The sequence below is a fragment of the Mesorhizobium sp. 113-3-9 genome (assembly GCF_016756515.1).
Classification (GTDB): domain Bacteria; phylum Pseudomonadota; class Alphaproteobacteria; order Rhizobiales; family Rhizobiaceae; genus Mesorhizobium.
Genome location: NZ_AP023246.1, coordinates 3,632,661 through 3,651,382 on the forward strand (window position 1 = coordinate 3,632,661; position 18,722 = coordinate 3,651,382).

The window sequence follows — 18,722 nt, forward strand, 5'->3', positions numbered from 1 at the left end:
ATGAAGACGTTCTGGCGCATTCTTCGCATTGTTTTTTACACGCTGCTGATCGTGGTCGCGGGCGCGATCGGCGCGCTCGTCGTCCTGACCAAGACCGAGCGCGGACGCGACAATCTCGCCGGCATCATTTCGCGGCTGGCATCGAGCGACGACCGCAAGGTCACGGTCAGCGGCATCGACGGCATCTGGTCGGGCGCGCTCAGTGTCGACCATGTCGTGCTGGAAGACCGCAACGGGGCCTGGCTGGTGGCGCGCAAGGTCGCCGTCGACTGGTCGCCGCTGGCGCTGCTGTCGAAAAGCTTCAGTGCCGACCGCATTGCGGCCGAGCGCATCGAATTGGCACGGCTGCCGGTGGCCGGCACGCAACAGCCGGCGCCGAGCGGCGGCACGACGACGCTGCCGGTTTCCATCGACATCAAGCAGATCGACCTGCCGGAAATCGCGCTTGGACAGCAGCTGGCCGGCAGCGGCATCGCCGAACTCGCCGCCAAGGGGATGCTAAAGGCCGACGCGGCGCCGCTGGCGGTCGAGACCACGCTCAACGTCACCCGCCATGACGGCAAGCAAGGCAATGTCGATGCGAACATCCACTTTGCGCCAGCCGACAACAGGCTCGACCTCGAGCTCAAGGCTTCGGAGCCGGCAGGCGGTATCATCGCCAACCTGCTCAAGCTGCCCGATACGCCGGCGGTCGATATAACCGTCTCAGGCACGGGGCCGCTCGCCAACTGGAACGGCATTGCCACGTTCACGGTCGACGGCGAGATCGTTACTCAGCTGACGGGCCGCCACCAGTCGACCGACAAGGGCAGCCACGTCGAGGCCAAGGGTGACGGCGATTTTGCCCGGTTCCTGCCGGAGAACTTGAAGCCGCTGTTTGCCGGCAAGACCAGTTTCGATGTCGCGGGCACCGCGACATCGGCCGGCGGCATCAGTGTCGACCGGGCCAGCATCGAAAGCGATGCCGTGCATGGCACAGCGACCGGCATCGCCGATCCGGCCGGCGCCAGTGACCTGTCTGTGGAAATTGCCGCCAAGGGCGCGCCTGTGCAGATTACCGTGGGAAGTGCTGCGCAACCAATCACGCTGGCGATCAGGAACGCGACCGCGCGTGCGTTCGGCGACGGCAAGGCGCCGATCGTCGACATCGGTGCTTCGCTGGCTTCTGTAGTGGCGGGCGGCACGCAACTGAACGACCTTGCGGCGCAGATCCATTCCGACGGCTTCGACATCCAGAATCGCTCCGGGCCGGTCGCCGTCAAGCTGACGGCGGGCGGGCTGAAGACCGACGTGGCGACGCTGGCGCCGCTGGTCACCGGCAAGGTCGACGTCGATCTCGCAGGATCGCTGAGCAAGGATGCCATCATCATCGACCAGGGCACGCTGCGTTCCGATGCGCTCAATGCCTCCCTGACGATGACGGTGGCGCTCGCGGACCTGTCGATGCAGCTCAAGATGAATGCCGATGCGGTTTCGACCGCCTTGCCGCCGCAGATCAGCTCGGTGCTCGGCGAGCGCGTGAAATTCTCGGCCGCCGCGACGCGCGATCCGCAAGGGGCTTTCGCCGCCAATTCGATCTCATTGACCTCCGGGACGCTCAGCGCCAGCGGCACCGCCAGCGCGCAGGGCGCCGACATCCAGGCCGACATCAAGGGCACGCTCGGCGACGTTTCGGTGCTGTCGCCGATGGTCGGCGTGCCGGTTGCCGGCGGCGTCGATTTCGCGCTATCGGCCAGCGGCGTCAGGACGGCCCCGGATTTCACCGTCTCCGCCAATAGCGACAGCCTGACGGCCTCGGGCCGCACAGTGAAGGCGATCAAGCTGACGGCAAGCGGCAAGGCCGACATAGCGAGCCCTTCCGCCGATGTTTCGCTTACCGGCGCCGTCAACGATCAGCCGCTCGCCGTCAAGGCGGCGCTGGTGACGAGCGAGGGCAAGCGGTCGATCAATGGGTTCCTCATCTCGCTGGGCGACAACAAGGTTTCGGGCGACCTGGCACTGGATGACAAGTTCATGCCCCTGGGCACGCTGACGCTCGCGGCACCCGCAATCGACCAGTTGGCGGCGCTCGCCGGGCAGGCCGTGACGGGTGATATCAACGGCACCATCAATTTCGCCAAGGACGGCGAGACGCCGTCGGTCACCATCGATGCCAGGAGCACCTCGATCGCGCGCGGCGAGATGACCGCCAAGGCGATCGCCGTCAACGCGCTGATCGCCAACTATCTCAAGGCGCCGGCGATCTCGGGCACCATCAAGGCTGACTCGGTCACGTCGGGCGCCACCGAGATCAGCGGCATCGGCGTCGACCTGAAGCGCGACGGCGACTGGACCAATTTCACCGGCGGCGCAACGATAGCGGGCATTCCGGCAACGGCGGCCGGCCGGGTCAAGATCGCCCAGGGTACCACCAGCGTCGAGATCGCCTCGGGCGAAGCGACGGTCCGCGGCATCAAGGCGGCAATTGCCCAACCCTCGACACTGACCATCGCCAATGGCACCACCAGCATCGAGAAGCTGGCGCTCGACATTGGCGGCGGTGCGGTGACGTTGTCGGGCAGCGCCGGCCAGACGCTCGATCTCGCCGCACAGTTCTCGGCGCTGCCGGTGGCGCTTGCCAATGATTTTGCGCCCGGCCTCGATGCCGTGGGTACGCTCGGCGGCACGGCGCAAGTGACGGGAACGCCAGCCGCCCCCGAAGTTCGATTCAACGCGCAGCTTGCCGGCGCCGAAACCAGCCAGACCCGCCAGGCCGGGCTTGGGCCGCTCGCGGTCGATGCGGCTGGCAGCTACACCCTGGCCGGCGGCGTCGCGCTCGACCATGCGACGCTGTCCGGCGACAAGATTTCCGGCACGGCCACCGGCACCATCAATCCGAACGGCGCCAGCGATTTTGCGCTGGATCTCACCTCATCCGGCCCCAGCCTGCCGCTGACCGTCGGCAGCGCCGAGAGCCCTGTGAAGATCGAGGTCAAGTCCTTGTCGGCAAAGGTGGCGGGGGAGAGCACGCGGGCTCGCCTGGATGTCTCCGCGATCTTGCCTTCGGTCGTCACCAGCCCGGCGAAGGTGGACGGACTTGTCCTGGCGCTGCATTCCGATGCGTTCGATCTCAAGAACCGCGCCGGAGCGGTTTCCGGCACGGTGTCGGTGGACAAGGTCGGCCTCGACAACGCAGCGATCGCGCCGCTGATCGCCGGCAAGGTCACGGCCGCTCTCAATGCCCGGCTGAGCGCCGATTCCGTCGCGATCGACAGCGGCTCGCTCAAAAGCGATGCGCTCAACAGCCAGGTTGCCGGGCAGGTATCGCTGCGCGACGGCGCCATCGACCTCAAGCTCAATGCGGATGCTCCGTCATCGGCCTTGCCGGCCGCGGCGCGCGGCATGCTTGGTGAACGGGCGCAGATCAGCGCCACGCTGAAGCGCGATCCCAACGGCAGCATCAATGTCGATGGGCTGAAGCTGGTCTCCGGCGCGCTGACCGCCGGCGGGCAAGCGAGCCTTGCCGACAACAAGCTGGCCGCCGACATCAAAGGCGCGCTGAGCGACATCTCGCTGCTGTCCAAGGGCGCCAAGGGCGCCATTGCCTTCGCGCTGAACGCTCAGGGGCCAGCCATCGCGCCCGACCTGTCGCTGACGGTCAACAGCGATCGGCTGCTGGTGGCGGAGCGCGAGATCACCGGGCTGAAGCTCATCGCCACCGGCAAGGCCGATGCCGCCAACCCGGCGGCGAATGTGCAGCTGACCGGCAATGTCGCGGGACAGGCCCTGCAAGGCAGCGCGGTGCTGGCGACGGCGGACGGCAAGAGCGCCATCAACGGCCTGCTCCTGTCGCTGGGCCAGAACAAGATCTCCGGCGATCTGGCGCTGGACGACAAGTTCGTGCCCGAAGGCACGATCTCGCTCGACCTGCCCGATATCGGCCCGCTCGCCGCGCTGGCGCTGGAAAAGGCCGAAGGCGACGTGCGTGGCACGATCGCCTTCACCAGGAATGGCGCCGCACCCCAGGTTGCCATCAAGGCGGCCACCGCCTCGATCACGCGCGGCGACCTGCAGGCGAAGGCCGTCTCCATCGACGCGCTGATCGCCAACTATCTCGCCGCGCCGGTCATCTCGGGCAAGATCCGCGCCGACAGCGTCATATCAGGCGGCACCGTGATCAGCGGCATCGATGTCGATCTGAAGCGCGATGGCGATTGGACGGGCTTTTCCGGCGGCGCCACGGTCAAGGGCATTCCAGCCAGTGCGGCGGGCCGCGTGAAGGTGGCCAATGGCACGACCACCATCGAGCTCGCCTCGGGCCAGGCGACCGTCCAGGGCATCAAGGCGGCGATCGCCCAGGCGTCGACCGTCAGCATCGCCAACGGCACGACGACGCTCGACCGGCTGGTGCTCAATCTCGGCGGCGGCACGGCGACGGTGACCGGCAAGGTTGGGCAGGCGTTCGACGTCAACGCGACGCTGGCGCGGGTGCCGATGTCGCTCGCCAACAGTTTCTCGCCGGGCCTCGACGCGGCTGGTTCGATTTCAGGCACGGTGAAGGTGACCGGCGCGCCGGCCAGTCCGGCCGTGGCCTTCAACATCGATGCCACGGGTGTGCAGACGTCGCAGACCCGCGGCGCCGGCGTCGGCGCGGTAAGCGTTTCCTCGTCCGGCACTTTTGCCGGCAACAAGCTGACCTTCAACGCCAATGTCAGCGACGGAGCCGGCCTTGGCCTCAAGGGCGGCGGTACGGTAACGACGGTGGGCACGCCGGCGCTCGTGCTCGACTTCAATGGCGCCGTGCCGTTCGGCCTCCTCAGCCAGAAGCTCGCCGCGCAGGGCCTGGCGCTTACGGGAACCGCCAATGTCAATGTCCAGGTGCGTGGCCCCGCGACGTCGCCCGTCATCGGCGGCAGCGTCAGCACCTCGGGTGCGCGGCTCGTCGATGCGCGCTCGGGCCTGGCCGTCAACGATCTCACGGCCGACGTCTCGATCGGCGGCGGCGTCGCCAGGATCAACCGGTTGACCGGAACGCTGTCGACGCGCGGCAGCCTGTCGGCCAGCGGCACGGTCGGCATCGACCCGGCGCAAGGCTTCCCGGCCGACCTTTCGATCAAGCTGACCGACGGCCGCTATACGGATGGGCGCGTTGTGACCGCCAATCTCGGCGGCGACCTCACGATCAAAGGGCCGCTGACATCGGCACCGGCGATTGCCGGTACCGTCAATCTCGCCAAGACCGTCATCACGGTTCCGGACAAATTGCCCGGCTCGCTCTCGGCGCTCGACGTCAAGCACAGGAACGCGCCAAGTGCCGTCAAGGCGCAGGACAAGGCGCTGCGCCCGGCGACGACCAGCGGCAAGAGCGGCGGCAGCGGTCTCGCGCTCGATGTCACCGTCAACGCGCCGAACCAGATTTTCATCCAGGGCAGGGGCGTCGATGCCGAGCTCGGCGGCTCGCTCCGCCTGACCGGCCCGGCCTCGTCGCCGCAGGCGGTCGGCACCTTCACCCTGCAGCGCGGCCGGCTGTCGATCCTGGGCAAGCGGCTGACCTTCACCGAGGGCACTGTCGGCTTCTCCGGTTCGCTGGTGCCCTATCTCAACCTGACCGCGACCACGACGACGACCGGCGCCACCGTCACCATCGTGGTGTCGGGCGAGGCGACCAACCCGAAATTCACCTTCTCCTCGGTGCCGGCGCTGCCCGAGGACGAGGTGCTGGCACAACTGATCTTCGGCCGGTCGATGTCGAACCTGTCGCCGCTGCAGATCGCGCAGCTTGCCGAAGCCGCCGCGCAACTGGCCGGCGTCGGCGGCTCGACCTCGCTGCTCGAGAACCTGCGCAGCGCCATCGGCGTCGACGATCTCGATGTGACCACGGACAGCCAGGGCGGGACGGCGGTCTCGGCCGGCAAATACCTGAACGACCGCACTTATGTGACCATCCAGAAGGGCGACAAGCCGGGTTCGGGCAAGGCGACCATCGACCTCAATGTCGGGCGTGGCGTCAAGTTGCGCGGCGAGGCGACGGACGCCGGCGAGGCCAAGGGCGGCATCTTCTACGAGAAGGAATATTGAGAGGCTGGCCCTCACCATGGCCACGACTGGCGCTGTCGTAACCAGCGCCAATGTCTCAATTTAATCGACTGAGGAGATTTAGGCGGAATCTGGGCGCACTAGCAATTTTGCGTCAAGACTGTCGCTATCGCGCGTACCGCTCCCTTTTCAAAGTTGCACATTCGCTAACATGTTCCCAATCCAAGCCATCTTTGACATCATGGCCCGGATGCGGAATGTTAAACGGCGGAAAGCCAACAATGGGAGTTAGTCATGACAATCTATAAAAGTAACGGCGACAGCGTTCCGGACCACATCCTGGCCATGGCCGAAGAAGCCAAGGCAGGAACAGTGGACCGCCGCGAATTCCTGGCGCTTGCCAGCGTCTTCGGCGCTTCGACGGCCATGGCTTACGGTCTGCTCGGCCTTGCCGCCCCAACGCCGGCCAGGGCCGAGGACGTGCAGGGCAAGAAGGGCGGCGTGATCAAGGTCGCCATGTCGGTCAAGGACCCCAAGGATCCGCGCACGGCGGACTGGTCGGAGATTTCCAATGCCGAGCGCCAGGCGCTCGAACCGCTGGTGAAATACACCAAGGAGTACACCTTCGCGCCGTATCTGCTGGCGAGCTGGGACATCAACGACGACGCCACCGAGTACACGCTGCATGTGCGGCCGGGCGTCGAATGGAACAATGGCGACAAGTTCACGGCCGACGACGTGATCTACAATTTCACCCGCTGGGCCGACAAGTCCGCCGAAGGCAACTCGATGCCGGGACGCCTCGGCAGCCTCGTCGATGATACGACCAAGAAGCTGCGCGAAGGCTCGGTGGTCAAGGTTGACGACATGACGGTCAAGCTCAAGCTGACCAAGCCGGATATCGCCATCATCCCGAACCTGTGCGACTATCCCGGCCTCATCGTCCACAAGACCTTCGACGAGAAGGGCGCGAACTTCAAGAACTGCCCGATCGGCACCGGTCCGTTCGAACTCGTCTCCTACGACGTCGGTCAGAAGGTCGTCTACAAGCGCCGCACGACCGGCAAGTGGTGGCAGGGCGAGGCCTTCCTCGACGGCGTCGAGTTCATCGACTACGGCACCGATCCGGCTGCGACGGTTTCGGCCTTCGAATCGGGCGAAGTGCAGACCAACCACGAGACGACCGCCGACTACGTCAAGATCATTGAAGGCGTCGGCGCGCCGGCCTCGGAAGTTGTGACCGCGGCCACCGTGGTGTCGCGTTTCAACGTCAACGCCAAGCCTTATGGCGACCAGAAGGTGCGTCAGGCGATGTGCCTGGCCGTCGACAATTCGGTGGTGCTGCAGCTTGGTTACGGCAACGCCGGAACGCCGGCCGAAAACCACCATGTCGCGCCGATCCATCCGGAATATGTCGAACTGCCGAAGATCAAGCGCGACATCGCCAAGGCCAAGCAGATGCTGACGGAAGCCGGCGTGATCGATTTCGAGCACGAGCTGATCAGCAATGACGAGGACTACCACAAGAACACCACGGACGCGATCGCGGCCCAGCTGCGCGAGGCCGGCATCAAGGTGAAGCGCACCGTGCTGCCGAGCTCGACCTTCTGGAACGACTGGACGAAGTATCCGTTCTCGGAGACCAACTGGAACATGCGTCCGCTGGGCATCCAGGTCATCGCCATCGCCTACCGCACGGGCGAGGCCTGGAACGAGACGGCCTACGCCAATCCGGAGTTCGACAAGAAGGTCAACGAGGCGCTCGGGATCGCCGATGCGGAGAAGCGCAAGGTGGTGATGAAGGACATCGAGCAGATCCTGCAGGATTCCGGCATCATCATCCAGCCCTACTGGCGCAAGCTCTACATCAACATCAAGCCCGAGGTGAAGAACCACTCGATGCACCCCACCTACGAGCACGACTTCGGCAAGGTCTGGCTCGATCAGGCGTGACCCACAGCTTGATGAATGCGAAGGGCGCATGGCCCTTCGCATCCGCGGGATCGCCGCCGTTGCATGAGATGCAGCGGCGGCGTGATGTCACAAGGTTTTCGTCACAGGGTTGACCATATGACCCCAACCCGGCCGGCAGGGGGGCACACATGTTCTCATTCATCATCAGACGCATCGGCACAATCCTGCTCACGATGCTGTGCCTGACGCTGGTCGTCTTCTTCCTCGTCAATCTCGAACCCAATCTGAAGAAGCTGGCGATCAGCCAGACCGAAATGCACACATCGGCCGATCAGCTCGAAAGCTGGCTGGTCAACCATGGCTACCGCCAGAACTTCTTCTCGCGCTATGGCCAGTGGCTCGGCGTCCTGCCCAAGCAACCGATCACCGATCCGGCGACCGGCAAGACGACGCAACGCTTCACCTTCTGCAACGACCCGACCGTGCCGACATTCTCCGGCGTGATCGAGGGCGATTTCGGCTGCTCGACCAAGTTCAAGACCACGGTCGCGGCCAAGCTGTTCCCGGCGCTCGGCGCCACCGGCATCCTGATGTTCTGGGTGCTGGTGGTGATGGTGCCGGTTTCGCTGCTGATCGGCATTCTCGCCGGCATGCGCGAGGGGTCACGGACCGACCGAGTGCTTTCTGTCGCCTCGATCGCCTCGACGGCGACGCCTGAATATGTCTCGGGCGTCATCTTCACCGTCGTCTTCGCCTCCTGGCTCGGCTGGCTGAACGGCTCGGCCGCCTCGGCGAGCCAGGGCATCACCTTCTACAATTTCACGCTGCCGGTGATCACGCTGGCGATCTACGGCATCGGCTACATCGCGCGCATGACGCGCGCCTCGATGGTCGAGGTGATGACGCAGCAATATATCCGCACAGCGCGGTTGAAGGGCCTTTCCTTCCGCGGCGTGGTGGTCAAGCACGCGCTGCGCAACGCGCTGATAGCGCCCTTCACCGTCATCATGCTGCAGTTTCCCTGGCTGCTCACCGGCGTCGTCATCGTCGAGGTCATGTTCCGCTACCAGGGCTTCGGCTACACGCTGGTCGAGGCCGCGGGCAACAACGACATCGATCTCTTGCTCGGCTGTTCGCTGGTCTCGGTGTTCATCGTCCTGATCACGCAGCTCATTTCCGATGTCGGCTACGCGTTCCTCAATCCGCGCATCCGCGTTCAGTAGGGAGAAGGCGCATGCAAGCTCAATATATCGGCGCCTCCACCATCATCCTTGAAGTGCTGTGGCGCTTCTGGCCGGTCTGGGTCGCGCTCGCCATCGTCATGGGGGCGAGCTTTCTCTACAAGAAGAAGCTGGCGCTCTATGGCCAGCTTTTCGACAGCGGCGTCGGCATAGCGGGTGTGTTCATCTGCCTGTTCTGGCTGTTCACGGCGATCTTCGCCTCGACCATCTCGCCGTTCGATCCGCTGGGCCAGATCCCGATCATGAAGGACACGCTGCCTGGCGCCATCGAGCCGCAATCGGGGCTCGTCTATCTCTTCGGCGGCGACAAGCTGGCGCGCGACGTGTTTTCGCGCATGGTCTACGGCAGCCAGATCGTGCTGATCATCGCACCGGCGGCAACCGGTTTCGCGCTGATGGTCGGCATCACGCTCGGCTTGCCGGCCGGCTATTACGGCGGCAAGATCGATTCCATCCTGTCTTTCCTGGCCAACCTCGTGCTGGCCTTCCCGGTGATCCTGCTGTTCTACCTGCTGGTGACGCCCGGGATCATGGACACGCCGATCCCCTATGCGCTGGCCGGCGTCTTCTTCCTGTTTCCGATCATCTTCTTCAGCGTCCTGTTCTGGACGCGCTTCAAGAACCGGCCGGACCGGATCTACATCCTGCTCGGCCTGACGCTGATCATAGGCGGCTGGATCTATCTCGGCCTTGTCTTCGACAGGGACCCGCTGCACATCGTGCATATCGACCCCAACCAGCTCAACATCTTCGTGGCGGTGGTGTTCGCCTCCAGCCCCGGCGTGTTCCGCATCGTGCGCGGCCTGGTGATGGACATCAAGACGCGCGACTATGTGGCGGCGGCGCAGACGCGTGGTGAATCACCCTGGTACATCATGCTGTGGGAGATCCTGCCCAATGCGCGCGGCCCGCTGATCGTCGATGCCTGCCTGCGCATCGGCTACACCACGATCCTGCTCGGGACGCTCGGCTATTTCGGCCTCGGCCTGGCGCCGGAGAGCCCTGACTGGGGCACGGCGATCAAGGATGCCAGCCGGCTCCTGCGCTCCTTCATCCATCCGGCGCTGCCGCCGACGATCGCGCTGATGTCGTTCGTGCTGGGGCTCAACCTGTTGGCCGACTCGCTGCGCGAGCAATCGATGAAAGACTGATTGACGGGCCCTGGCCCGCCTCTGGTATAATTTGGATTGGAGCGACCCATGAACGAGGCAGTTCGAAATCCCGACAAGCCGACCCCTGGGCCGACCCCCGGGCCGACCACTGCGCCGATCATCGAGATCGAGAACCTGTCGATCTCCTTCTTCACCCGCAAGGGCGAGATACCGGCCGTCATGGATTTTTCCTGCACGGTCATGCCCGGCGAAGCGATGGGCATCGTCGGCGAATCCGGCTGCGGCAAGTCGACCGTGTCGCTGGGCATCATGCGCGACCTCTCCAACATCGGAAAGATCGTCGGCGGCAAGATCAAGTTCCAGGGCAAGGATATGGGCGAGCTCTCCGAGGAGGAGCTGCGCGCCATCCGCGGCAACAAGATCGCCATGATCTACCAGGAGCCGATGGCCAGCCTCAATCCGGCGATGAAGATCGGCCAGCAGCTGATGGAAGTGCCGCTGATCCACGACAAGGTGTCGAAGGAAGAGGCCTATAAACGCGCGGTCGAAATGGTGCGCTCGGTCAAGCTGCCGGACCCCGAGCGCATGATGCGTTCCTATCCGCACCAGCTGTCAGGCGGCCAGCAGCAGCGTATCGTCATTGCCATGGCGCTGCTGTCGAAGCCGGCGCTGCTTCTGCTCGACGAGCCGACGACGGCGCTCGACGTGACGGTGGAGGCGGGCATCGTCGAACTGGTCAAGGGGCTGGGCGAAAAGTTCGGCACCTCGATGATCTTCGTCTCGCACAATCTGGGCCTGATCCTCGAGACTTGCGACAGGATCACGGTCATGTATTCGGGCGAGGCGGTCGAGACCGGCAAGATCAAGGACGTCTTCGATCGGATGCGCCATCCCTACACGCAAGGGCTGTTCCGCTCGATCCCGCTGCCCGGCGCCGACAAGAACTCACGGCCGCTGATCGCCATCCCCGGCCAGTTGCCGCTGCCGCATGAGCGGCCCAAGGGCTGCAATTTCGGCCCGCGCTGCCACCATTTCGTCGAGGGCGTCTGCAACGCCGCCGAAATCCCCATGGTCGAGGTCGCCGGCCACGAGGGCCATTTCTCGCGCTGCGTGCGTTTCAACGAGATCGACTGGGAGGCGCTGCCGCCCGGCGCCAAGAAGGTCAATGAGCGCGTCGTGCCCGGCGCGCCGGTGCTCAAGATCGAGGATCTGAGGAAGTACTACAAGGTCGGCGGCAGCGAGGTGTTCGGGTCGAGCGAAGGCCGTGTCGTCAAGGCCAACGAGACCATCTCCTTCATGGCGCGCGAATCCGAGACGGTCGCCATCGTCGGCGAATCCGGCTGCGGAAAGTCGACGCTGGCCAAGGTATTGCTCGGCCTGGAGACGGCAAGTGCCGGCACCGTGACGCTGGGCAACAAGGAGATCCAGTCGACCGGCATCGAGAAGCGCAGCGTCGACACCGTGTCCTCGATCCAGATGGTGTTCCAGAACCCGTTCGATACGCTCAATCCGAGCCATTCGGTCGGTTCGCAGATCATCCGCACGCTGGAGAAGTTCCACGTCGGCAAGACGGTCGCCGACCGGCGCAAGCGCATGCTGGAACTGCTCGACCTGGTGAAGCTGCCGCGCGCCTTCGAGACGCGCAAGCCGCGCCAGCTTTCCGGTGGCCAGAAGCAGCGCATCGGCGTGGCGCGCGCCTTTGCCGGCGACGCCAAGGTGGTGGTGGCCGACGAGCCGGTCTCCGCACTCGACGTGTCGGTGCAGGCGGCGGTGACCGAACTGCTGATGGATATCCAGCGCAAGAACAAGACGACGATGCTGTTCATCAGCCACGATCTGTCCGTCGTGCGCTATATCGCGGACCGCGTCGTCGTCATGTATCTCGGCTACATCGTCGAGCAAGGCACGACCGACCAGATCTTCGCGCCGCCCTATCATCCGTATACCGAGGCTCTGCTGTCGGCGATCCCGATCGCCGACACCAGCGTGGTCAAGAAGCACATCGTGCTTGAGGGCGACATCCCGTCGGCGATGAACCCGCCGTCTGGCTGCCCGTTCCAGACGCGCTGCGGCTACAAGAAGCTGGTGCCGGACAATCTGTGCGAGACCAAGGTGCCGCCGGTCAAGCATCTCGGTGACGGCCATATGAGCCTGTGCTGGCTGGCCGATGACGTGCTGGCGCAGATGGAGCCGGTGATCAAGTTCGACAAGGAACACGCCGCGCATGAGGGCGTGCCGGACGACGCGCAGGGGGCCGGGCCGGGTTTGGCCGGGACGGCGCCCAACCGGCCGCGTGGCAAAACGGGCAGCGCGGAAGCCGACCAGATCGGGGACGCTGTGGAGCAGGGCGAGGCCGGCATGCGAGCCCGTCGCCACGAAGTCCGCGACGAGGTTTCCGAAACCGGTGTTTCGAAGCCGAAAGACACGACGAGGCGGCACTAACCCGGGCAGCTATCAGGAGCCGCATTGCCGTAGCTGCGCTTCATAGTCTCGGGCCATCTTGTCGGTGGCCCGGGCGTAGCCCTGCACCCCGGCGTCGCCGCGGTTGCCGCGGCCATAGGCGGTCCAGCCGAGATAGTAGGCGAGGTAGAGATTGTAGGTGTCGTTGCGGGCGACGCCGTAGGTGTCTGATGTCTTGGAGTGATACCAGCCGACGAAGTCGACGGCATCGGCGAATTTGGTGCGCCGCGCCGCCCAGTTGCCGGTCTCGCGCTGATATTGCGACCATGTGCCGTCCAGCGCCTGCGAGAAGCCGGTGGCCGACGAGACGTGCTTCCATGGAATGAAGCCGAGCAGCTTGGTGCGCGGCGGCCGGGCATTGCTCTTGAAGCCGGATTCCTTGCGCACCGTCGCCATCAGCACGGGGACGGGGATGCCGTATTTCTGCTCTGTCCGTTCGGCCGCCGACTGCCAGTTGTCGAACCAGCCGTCATTCTGGTCGAAGACGGCACAGACATTGTTGATGTGGCTGGGCGCGGTCGCGCAGGCCGACAATGCCAGCAACACGCCAACCGCTACAATTTTACTAAAACTCGACCTACGCATTGGATGAGCAATAGGCCGAAATCATAAAGGGAATCTTGCTGGCTCCGTTAATGCTCCGCCGCCATCAGCGCTTGAGAAAATGCCATATCGGTATTCCGACGCGCTCTGTCGCTTTTTATAAAAGGCTGCTGCGCAGATGCCGCCTTGACTAAAATCGCGCCTGTAAGCGGCGCATTTCTGACAGCTTGCCCGGTCTGCCGAAGCTTTGATGCCAGGCATGAACGAACCAAGACGCAAGCGCGGCGCCGAGCGCACCAGCAACCGAGGCCCAGCGCCCATCCCGCAACTGCCGCAAAGGCGCGTGAGGAACCCCTATCCGCCGATGGCGCTGCTGTCGCCCGACCAGATCGAGGCGATCCATCAGGCGTCGATGCATATATTGGAGAATTTCGGTATCGAGGTGATGAGCCCGCGGGCGCTGTCGCTGTTCGAGAAAGCCGGTGCCGTGGTCGATCATGCGACGGCCAATGTCCGCATCGATCGCGGCATGGTTGACGAGGCGCTGAAGACCACACGGCCCACCTATACGCTGACACCCCGCAACCCGGCCAACACAATCCATCTCGGCGGCAACACCATCAATTTCACCCTCGTAGCCGGGCCGCCCAATGTGCACGACATGGAGCGAGGCCGCCGCGCCGGAAACTTGCGCGACTATGCCGACCTGACCCGGCTGGCGCAGCATTTCAACTGCGTCCACATGCTCGGCAACCAGGTCTGCGCGCCGGTCGAGCTGCCGGCCAATTCGCGCCACCTCGACACCTACTTCACCAATCTGACGCTGACCGACAAGAGTTTCCATGTCTCGGCTATCGGCCGGGGCAGGGCGCTGGACGGCATCGAGATGATGGCGATCGCGCGCGGCCTGACGCTCGACCAGCTGCGCGAGTATCCCGGCATCGCCACCATCATCTCGGTCAACTCGCCGCGCCGCTTCGACGAGATGATGGCCGAAGGGCTGATGACGATGGCCGAGTTCGGCCAGTCGGTGGCGGTGACGCCGTTCACCCTGATGGGAGCGATGAGCCCGGTGACGCTGGCGGGCGCCTTGGCGCAGCAGAATGCCGAGGCGCTGTTCGGCGTCGTGCTGACGCAGCTGGTGCGACCCGGTGCGCCGGTGATGTATGGTGCCTTTACCTCCAATGTCGACATGAAGTCCGGGGCGCCGGCCTTCGGCACGCCTGAAAACACCAAGGCCAACATCGCCTCAGGGCAATTGGCCCGGCGCTACGGGCTGCCGTACCGGACAACGCCGGGCTCGGCCTCCAACGCCGCCGATGCGCAAGGCGCCTATGAGACGCTGATGGCGCTGTGGGGCGCCGTGCTCGGCCATGGCAACCTCGTCTATCACGCCGCCGGCTGGCAGGAGGGTGGGCTGACAGCGTCCTTCGAGAAGTTCATCATCGATGTCGAGATGATCCAGCACATGATGGAGTTCCTGCGGCCGATCGAAGTCAACGAGGCCGAGCTTGCCGTCGAGGCGCTGGGCGCGGTGCCGACTGGCGGCCATTTCTTCGGCGAGCCGCACACGCTGGAGCGCTATGCCACTGCCTTCTACCAGCCTATGCTGTCCAACTGGCAGAATTTCGAGGCCTGGCAGGAGGCAGGTGGGCTCGACGCAACGGCGCGCGCGACGCGGCTGTGGAAGAAGGCGCTGGATGACTATGTCGAGCCGGCGATGGATATCGCCGTGCGCGAGGCGCTGGAGGCCTACGTGGTCAAGCGCAAGGAAGCGATCGGGCAGGGCGAGCCGTGATGCCTTCCGTCCTGAATCCACTCTCCCATCCAATCCATTGATATCAGAGAAAAATCCATGAAGTCGCATGCAAAGGTCGTGGTCATTGGCGGCGGTGTCGTCGGGTGCTCCGTGCTGTTCCATCTCGCCCGCCACGGCTGGACCGACGTGGTGCTGCTGGAACGCGACGAGCTGACCTCGGGTTCGACCTGGCACGCGGCCGGCGGCATGCACACGATCAATGGCGATCCCAACGTCGCCAAGCTGCAGAAATACACGATCAGCCTCTACAAGGAGATCGAGGAACTGTCGGGACAGGCGACCGGCGTGCACCTGACCGGCGGCGTGCTGCTGGCGGCGACTGAGGCACGGCTGGACTGGCTGCGCGGTGTCGTCGCCAAGGGGCGTTACCTCGGCATCGACCTGGAGGTGATCTCGCCTGCTGAGGCGGCCGAACTGATGCCGCTGATCGATCCCAAGCAATTCGTCGGCGCCGTCAGAAACAAGGAGGACGGCCATCTCGATCCCTCGGGTGTCACGCATGCCTATGCCAAGGCCGCGCGCAAACTCGGCGCCGAGGTCGAGCGCTTCACCAAGGTCGAGGACATCGTGCGGCGGCCCGACGGGATGTGGCGCGTCATCACCAACAAGGGAGAGGTGGTGGCCGAGCATGTCGTCAACGCCGGCGGCTTGTGGGCGCGCGAAGTCGGCCGCATGGTTGGCCTCGAACTGCCGGTGCTGGCCATGGAGCACATGTACCTGATCACCGAGGACATGCCGGAGGTCGCCGCCTGGAACGCCAAGACCGGCACCGAGATCATCCATGCGGTCGATTTCGACGGCGAGCTTTACCTGCGCCAGGAGCGCGGCGGCATGTTGATGGGCACCTACGAGAAGGCCAACAAGCCATGGTCCGAATACCAGACGCCATGGAATTTCGGCCATGAACTGCTCGAGCCCGACATCGACCGCATCGCGCCGTCTCTCGAGGTCGGATTCCGCCACTTCCCGGCTTTCCAGCACACCGGTATCAAGCAGATCATCAACGGGCCTTTCACCTTCGCGCCCGACGGCAACCCGCTTGTCGGGCCGGTGCGCGGCCTTCCAGGCTTCTGGGTCGCCTGCGGCGTCATGGCCGGCTTCAGCCAGGGCGGCGGCGTCGGCCTGGCGCTGTCCAACTGGATGATCGAGGGTGATCCCGGCGCCGATATCTGGGCGATGGATGTCGCACGCTACGGCGACTGGGCGACGATGGCCTACACCAATGCCAAGGTGCGCGAAAACTATTCCAGGCGTTTTTCGATCCGCTTCCCCAATGAGGAACTGCCGGCCGGGCGGCCGCTGAAGACGACTCCCGTCTATGACCTCTTGTCGGCCAGTGGTGCGCAGTGGGGTGTCGCCTACGGGCTGGAAGTGCCGCTCTGGTACGCGCCGGAGGGCATCAAGGACGAGTTCTCGTGGCGGCGTTCAAGCGATTTCACCCATGTTGCGAGGGAGGTCGCAACGGTGCGCGGCGGCGTCGGCCTGTCGGAGATTTCGAGCTTCGCCAAATACAAGGTGACGGGCGAGGGGGCTGCTGCCTGGCTCGACCGGATGCTCGCCTGCAAATTGCCGAAACCCGGTCGCATGACGCTGGCCCCGATGCTGAAGGAGGACGGCAGGCTGATCGGCGATTTCACACTGGCCAATCTGGGCGCGGATGGCTGGTTCCTCGCCGGCTCCGGCATTGCAGAGCAATATCATATGCGCTGGTTCGAGGCGCATCTGCCGGGGGATGATTCAGTCAATATCGAGGCAATGGGCACGAAACTTACCGGCCTTGCGATTGCCGGCCCGAAGGCGCGGGACGTGCTGGCCAAGGTCAGCCGCGCCGATGTCTCCAACGCGGCGTTTCCGTTCATGGCGGCAGCGGCGATGGATATCGGCATGGCGCCGTGCCTGGTCGGCCGCGTCAGCTACACCGGCGATCTCGGCTACGAGATCTGGGTGGCGCCCGAATACCAGCGCGCGGCTTATCATGCGCTGATAGCGGCGGGCGAGGAGTTCGGCATCGGCCTGTTCGGCTCGCGCGCGCTCAATGCGCTGCGGCTGGAGAAGAATTACGGCTCATGGGGACGCGAATACCGGCCGATCTATGGGCCGCTGGAAGCCGGGCTCGACCGTTTCGTCGCCTATGGCAAGGACGCCGATTTCATCGGCAAGGCGGCGGCGCTGGCCGAGCGCAAGCAAGGCGGCAAGCTGCGGCTGCGCAGCTTCATCGTGGATGCGGATGATGCCGATGTCATCGGCGACGAGCCGATCTGGTTCGGCGGGGCGGTGCGCGGCTGGGTGACATCAGGCGGCTACGCGCATCATTCGAGAAAATCGGTCGCCGTCGGCTACGTGCCGAAGGAGATCGCCGATGAGAGCGACGGGTTCGAGATCGAATTGCTGGGCAAGCGTCACGCGGCGCGCATCCAGGCGGCGCCGCTGTTCGACGCGAACTTCGAACGGATGCGGGGGTGAGGCTCACCCCCGGCATGGGGCATCAGGCGTTGCGGCGATTGTCCAGCGCGAAGGCACCGGCGCCGGCGAAGACCAGATAGAGGAAGATGAAGCAGAAGGAGATTGCCGCGTCGCCGCCATTGTTGGCCGGGAAGAAGTCGCGCGGATAGTGCGCCATGAAATAGGCGATCGCCATCTCGCCGGCCAGAAGAAACGCGACGGGCCGCGTGAACAGGCCCAGTGCCAGCAGGATGCCGCCGGCGAATTCGAGGATACCCGCGGTGAGCGACAGGCTGTTCAGGGCATGAGGTTGGGCGCTTAGCGGGAAGTTGAACAGTTTCTGGCTGCCATGCTCGATGAACTGCAGCGCGGTCATGATGCGCAGCACGCCGAGTGCCTGCGGCTGGTATCTGGCAAGGCCTTCAAAAAGTTTCATCCGAACTCCATTTCCACCCTCCCGGCCCGGCGATAGATTATCGCTCAGGGATGGACCATTCACTTCCCTTGGCATGTCATCAACAATCGGTGATTGGAAATGTTCCCCGGTGTGCCCTTTCATATTATTCTCGCTTGGGTTGCATTCATATCGCTATGGTTGTATTAGCATGAGCACTCTGAACAGGTGGATTTCCTTGCCATGAAAAAAGTCATCATCAGCCTATTCGCACTCGTCGCAGGCACCGGTTTCGCAATGGCGGAGGACGCCGGCTGCGAGGCCTTCAAATGGCCGGTGACGCGGGAACAGACGTTGTTTGCCGCGGCGCCGGCAACGCCGTCCGGAGCGACGCTGGCGGTCGGCGCGGCCGCTGATCTGGCGCTGGTGCCGGTCGACAAGGCCGGCTTCGCGGTGCCCCCTGAGCATGCTCCGGGAGAGGGCACGTTTGGCGCCGTCGCCAGCGTGGCCGTGCCGCCCGAAGGCGCCATTCAGATCAGCCTGTCCGGCGAGGCCTGGATCGATGTCATCCAGGACGGAAAGGCCGTGAAATCGGCTGGCTATAGCGGTGTGAAAACCTGCCCGGGTATCCGCAAAAGCGTGCGTTTCAAGCTTGCGGCCGGCCCGGCCACCATCCAGTTCAGTGGCGCGAAAAAGGCTGAGCTGAAGGTCGCGGTGCTGACGCCGGAATAAGTCGGCCGGTAGAGGCCTGCGGCCCTCCATCGATGGTGCGATGAAGGGCC

At 64.5% G+C, this 18,722-nt stretch carries 10 protein-coding genes; 8 read left to right on the plus strand and 2 right to left on the minus strand.

Annotated features, from left to right (window positions below):
• The 5 genes from MesoLj_RS17670 to MesoLj_RS17690 all read left to right on the plus strand — a co-directional run bounded on the left by MesoLj_RS17670 (position 1) and on the right by MesoLj_RS17690 (position 12,724).
• The gene (locus MesoLj_RS17670; RefSeq protein WP_202326923.1) at positions 1-6,057 is read left to right on the plus strand and encodes a translocation/assembly module TamB domain-containing protein; all 6,057 of its coding nucleotides are present in this window, start codon (positions 1-3) and stop codon (positions 6,055-6,057) included.
• Positions 6,058-6,309: 252 nt separating this feature from the next.
• Positions 6,310-7,968, plus strand: a complete 1,659-nt coding sequence (locus tag MesoLj_RS17675; RefSeq protein ID WP_140775728.1) for an ABC transporter substrate-binding protein — start codon at positions 6,310-6,312, stop codon at positions 7,966-7,968.
• 149 nt (positions 7,969-8,117) lie between these two features.
• Positions 8,118-9,152, plus strand: coding sequence for an ABC transporter permease (locus tag MesoLj_RS17680; protein WP_056571884.1), 1,035 nt, complete (start codon positions 8,118-8,120; stop codon positions 9,150-9,152).
• Positions 9,153-9,163: 11 nt separating this feature from the next.
• Positions 9,164-10,321 carry an ABC transporter permease gene (locus tag MesoLj_RS17685; RefSeq protein WP_202326924.1) on the plus strand — a complete coding sequence of 386 codons (1,158 nt, stop codon included), beginning with the start codon at positions 9,164-9,166 and terminating at the stop codon, positions 10,319-10,321.
• Positions 10,322-10,369: 48 nt separating this feature from the next.
• Positions 10,370-12,724: a dipeptide ABC transporter ATP-binding protein gene (locus tag MesoLj_RS17690; protein WP_202326925.1), complete on the plus strand. Its 2,355-nt coding sequence runs from the start codon at positions 10,370-10,372 to the stop codon at positions 12,722-12,724.
• A gap of 12 nt (positions 12,725-12,736) precedes the next feature.
• Here MesoLj_RS17690 and MesoLj_RS17695 read toward each other — a convergent pair whose 3' ends face one another.
• Complete coding sequence (locus MesoLj_RS17695) at positions 12,737-13,327, minus strand: transglycosylase SLT domain-containing protein (protein WP_140775731.1); 591 nt, start codon at positions 13,325-13,327, stop codon at positions 12,737-12,739.
• A 217-nt stretch (positions 13,328-13,544) separates the two neighbouring features.
• On the opposite strand from MesoLj_RS17695, the gene MesoLj_RS17700 reads away from it, so the two are divergent.
• Both MesoLj_RS17700 and MesoLj_RS17705 read left to right on the plus strand, forming a co-directional pair.
• On the plus strand, positions 13,545-15,083 hold the full coding sequence (locus MesoLj_RS17700) for a trimethylamine methyltransferase family protein (protein WP_202326926.1): 1,539 nt from the start codon (positions 13,545-13,547) through the stop codon (positions 15,081-15,083).
• 57 nt (positions 15,084-15,140) lie between these two features.
• Entirely contained in the window at positions 15,141-17,567 is a 2,427-nt protein-coding gene (locus MesoLj_RS17705) for a GcvT family protein (protein ID WP_202326927.1), read from the plus strand.
• Between the two features lie 22 nt (positions 17,568-17,589).
• Here MesoLj_RS17705 and MesoLj_RS17710 read toward each other — a convergent pair whose 3' ends face one another.
• The gene (locus MesoLj_RS17710) at positions 17,590-17,982 is read right to left on the minus strand and encodes a DoxX family protein (RefSeq protein WP_140775734.1); all 393 of its coding nucleotides are present in this window, start codon (positions 17,980-17,982) and stop codon (positions 17,590-17,592) included.
• Between the two features lie 201 nt (positions 17,983-18,183).
• On the opposite strand from MesoLj_RS17710, the gene MesoLj_RS17715 reads away from it, so the two are divergent.
• Entirely contained in the window at positions 18,184-18,672 is a 489-nt protein-coding gene (locus MesoLj_RS17715) for a hypothetical protein (protein WP_140775735.1), read from the plus strand.
• The last annotated feature ends 50 nt before the right edge of the window (positions 18,673-18,722 follow it).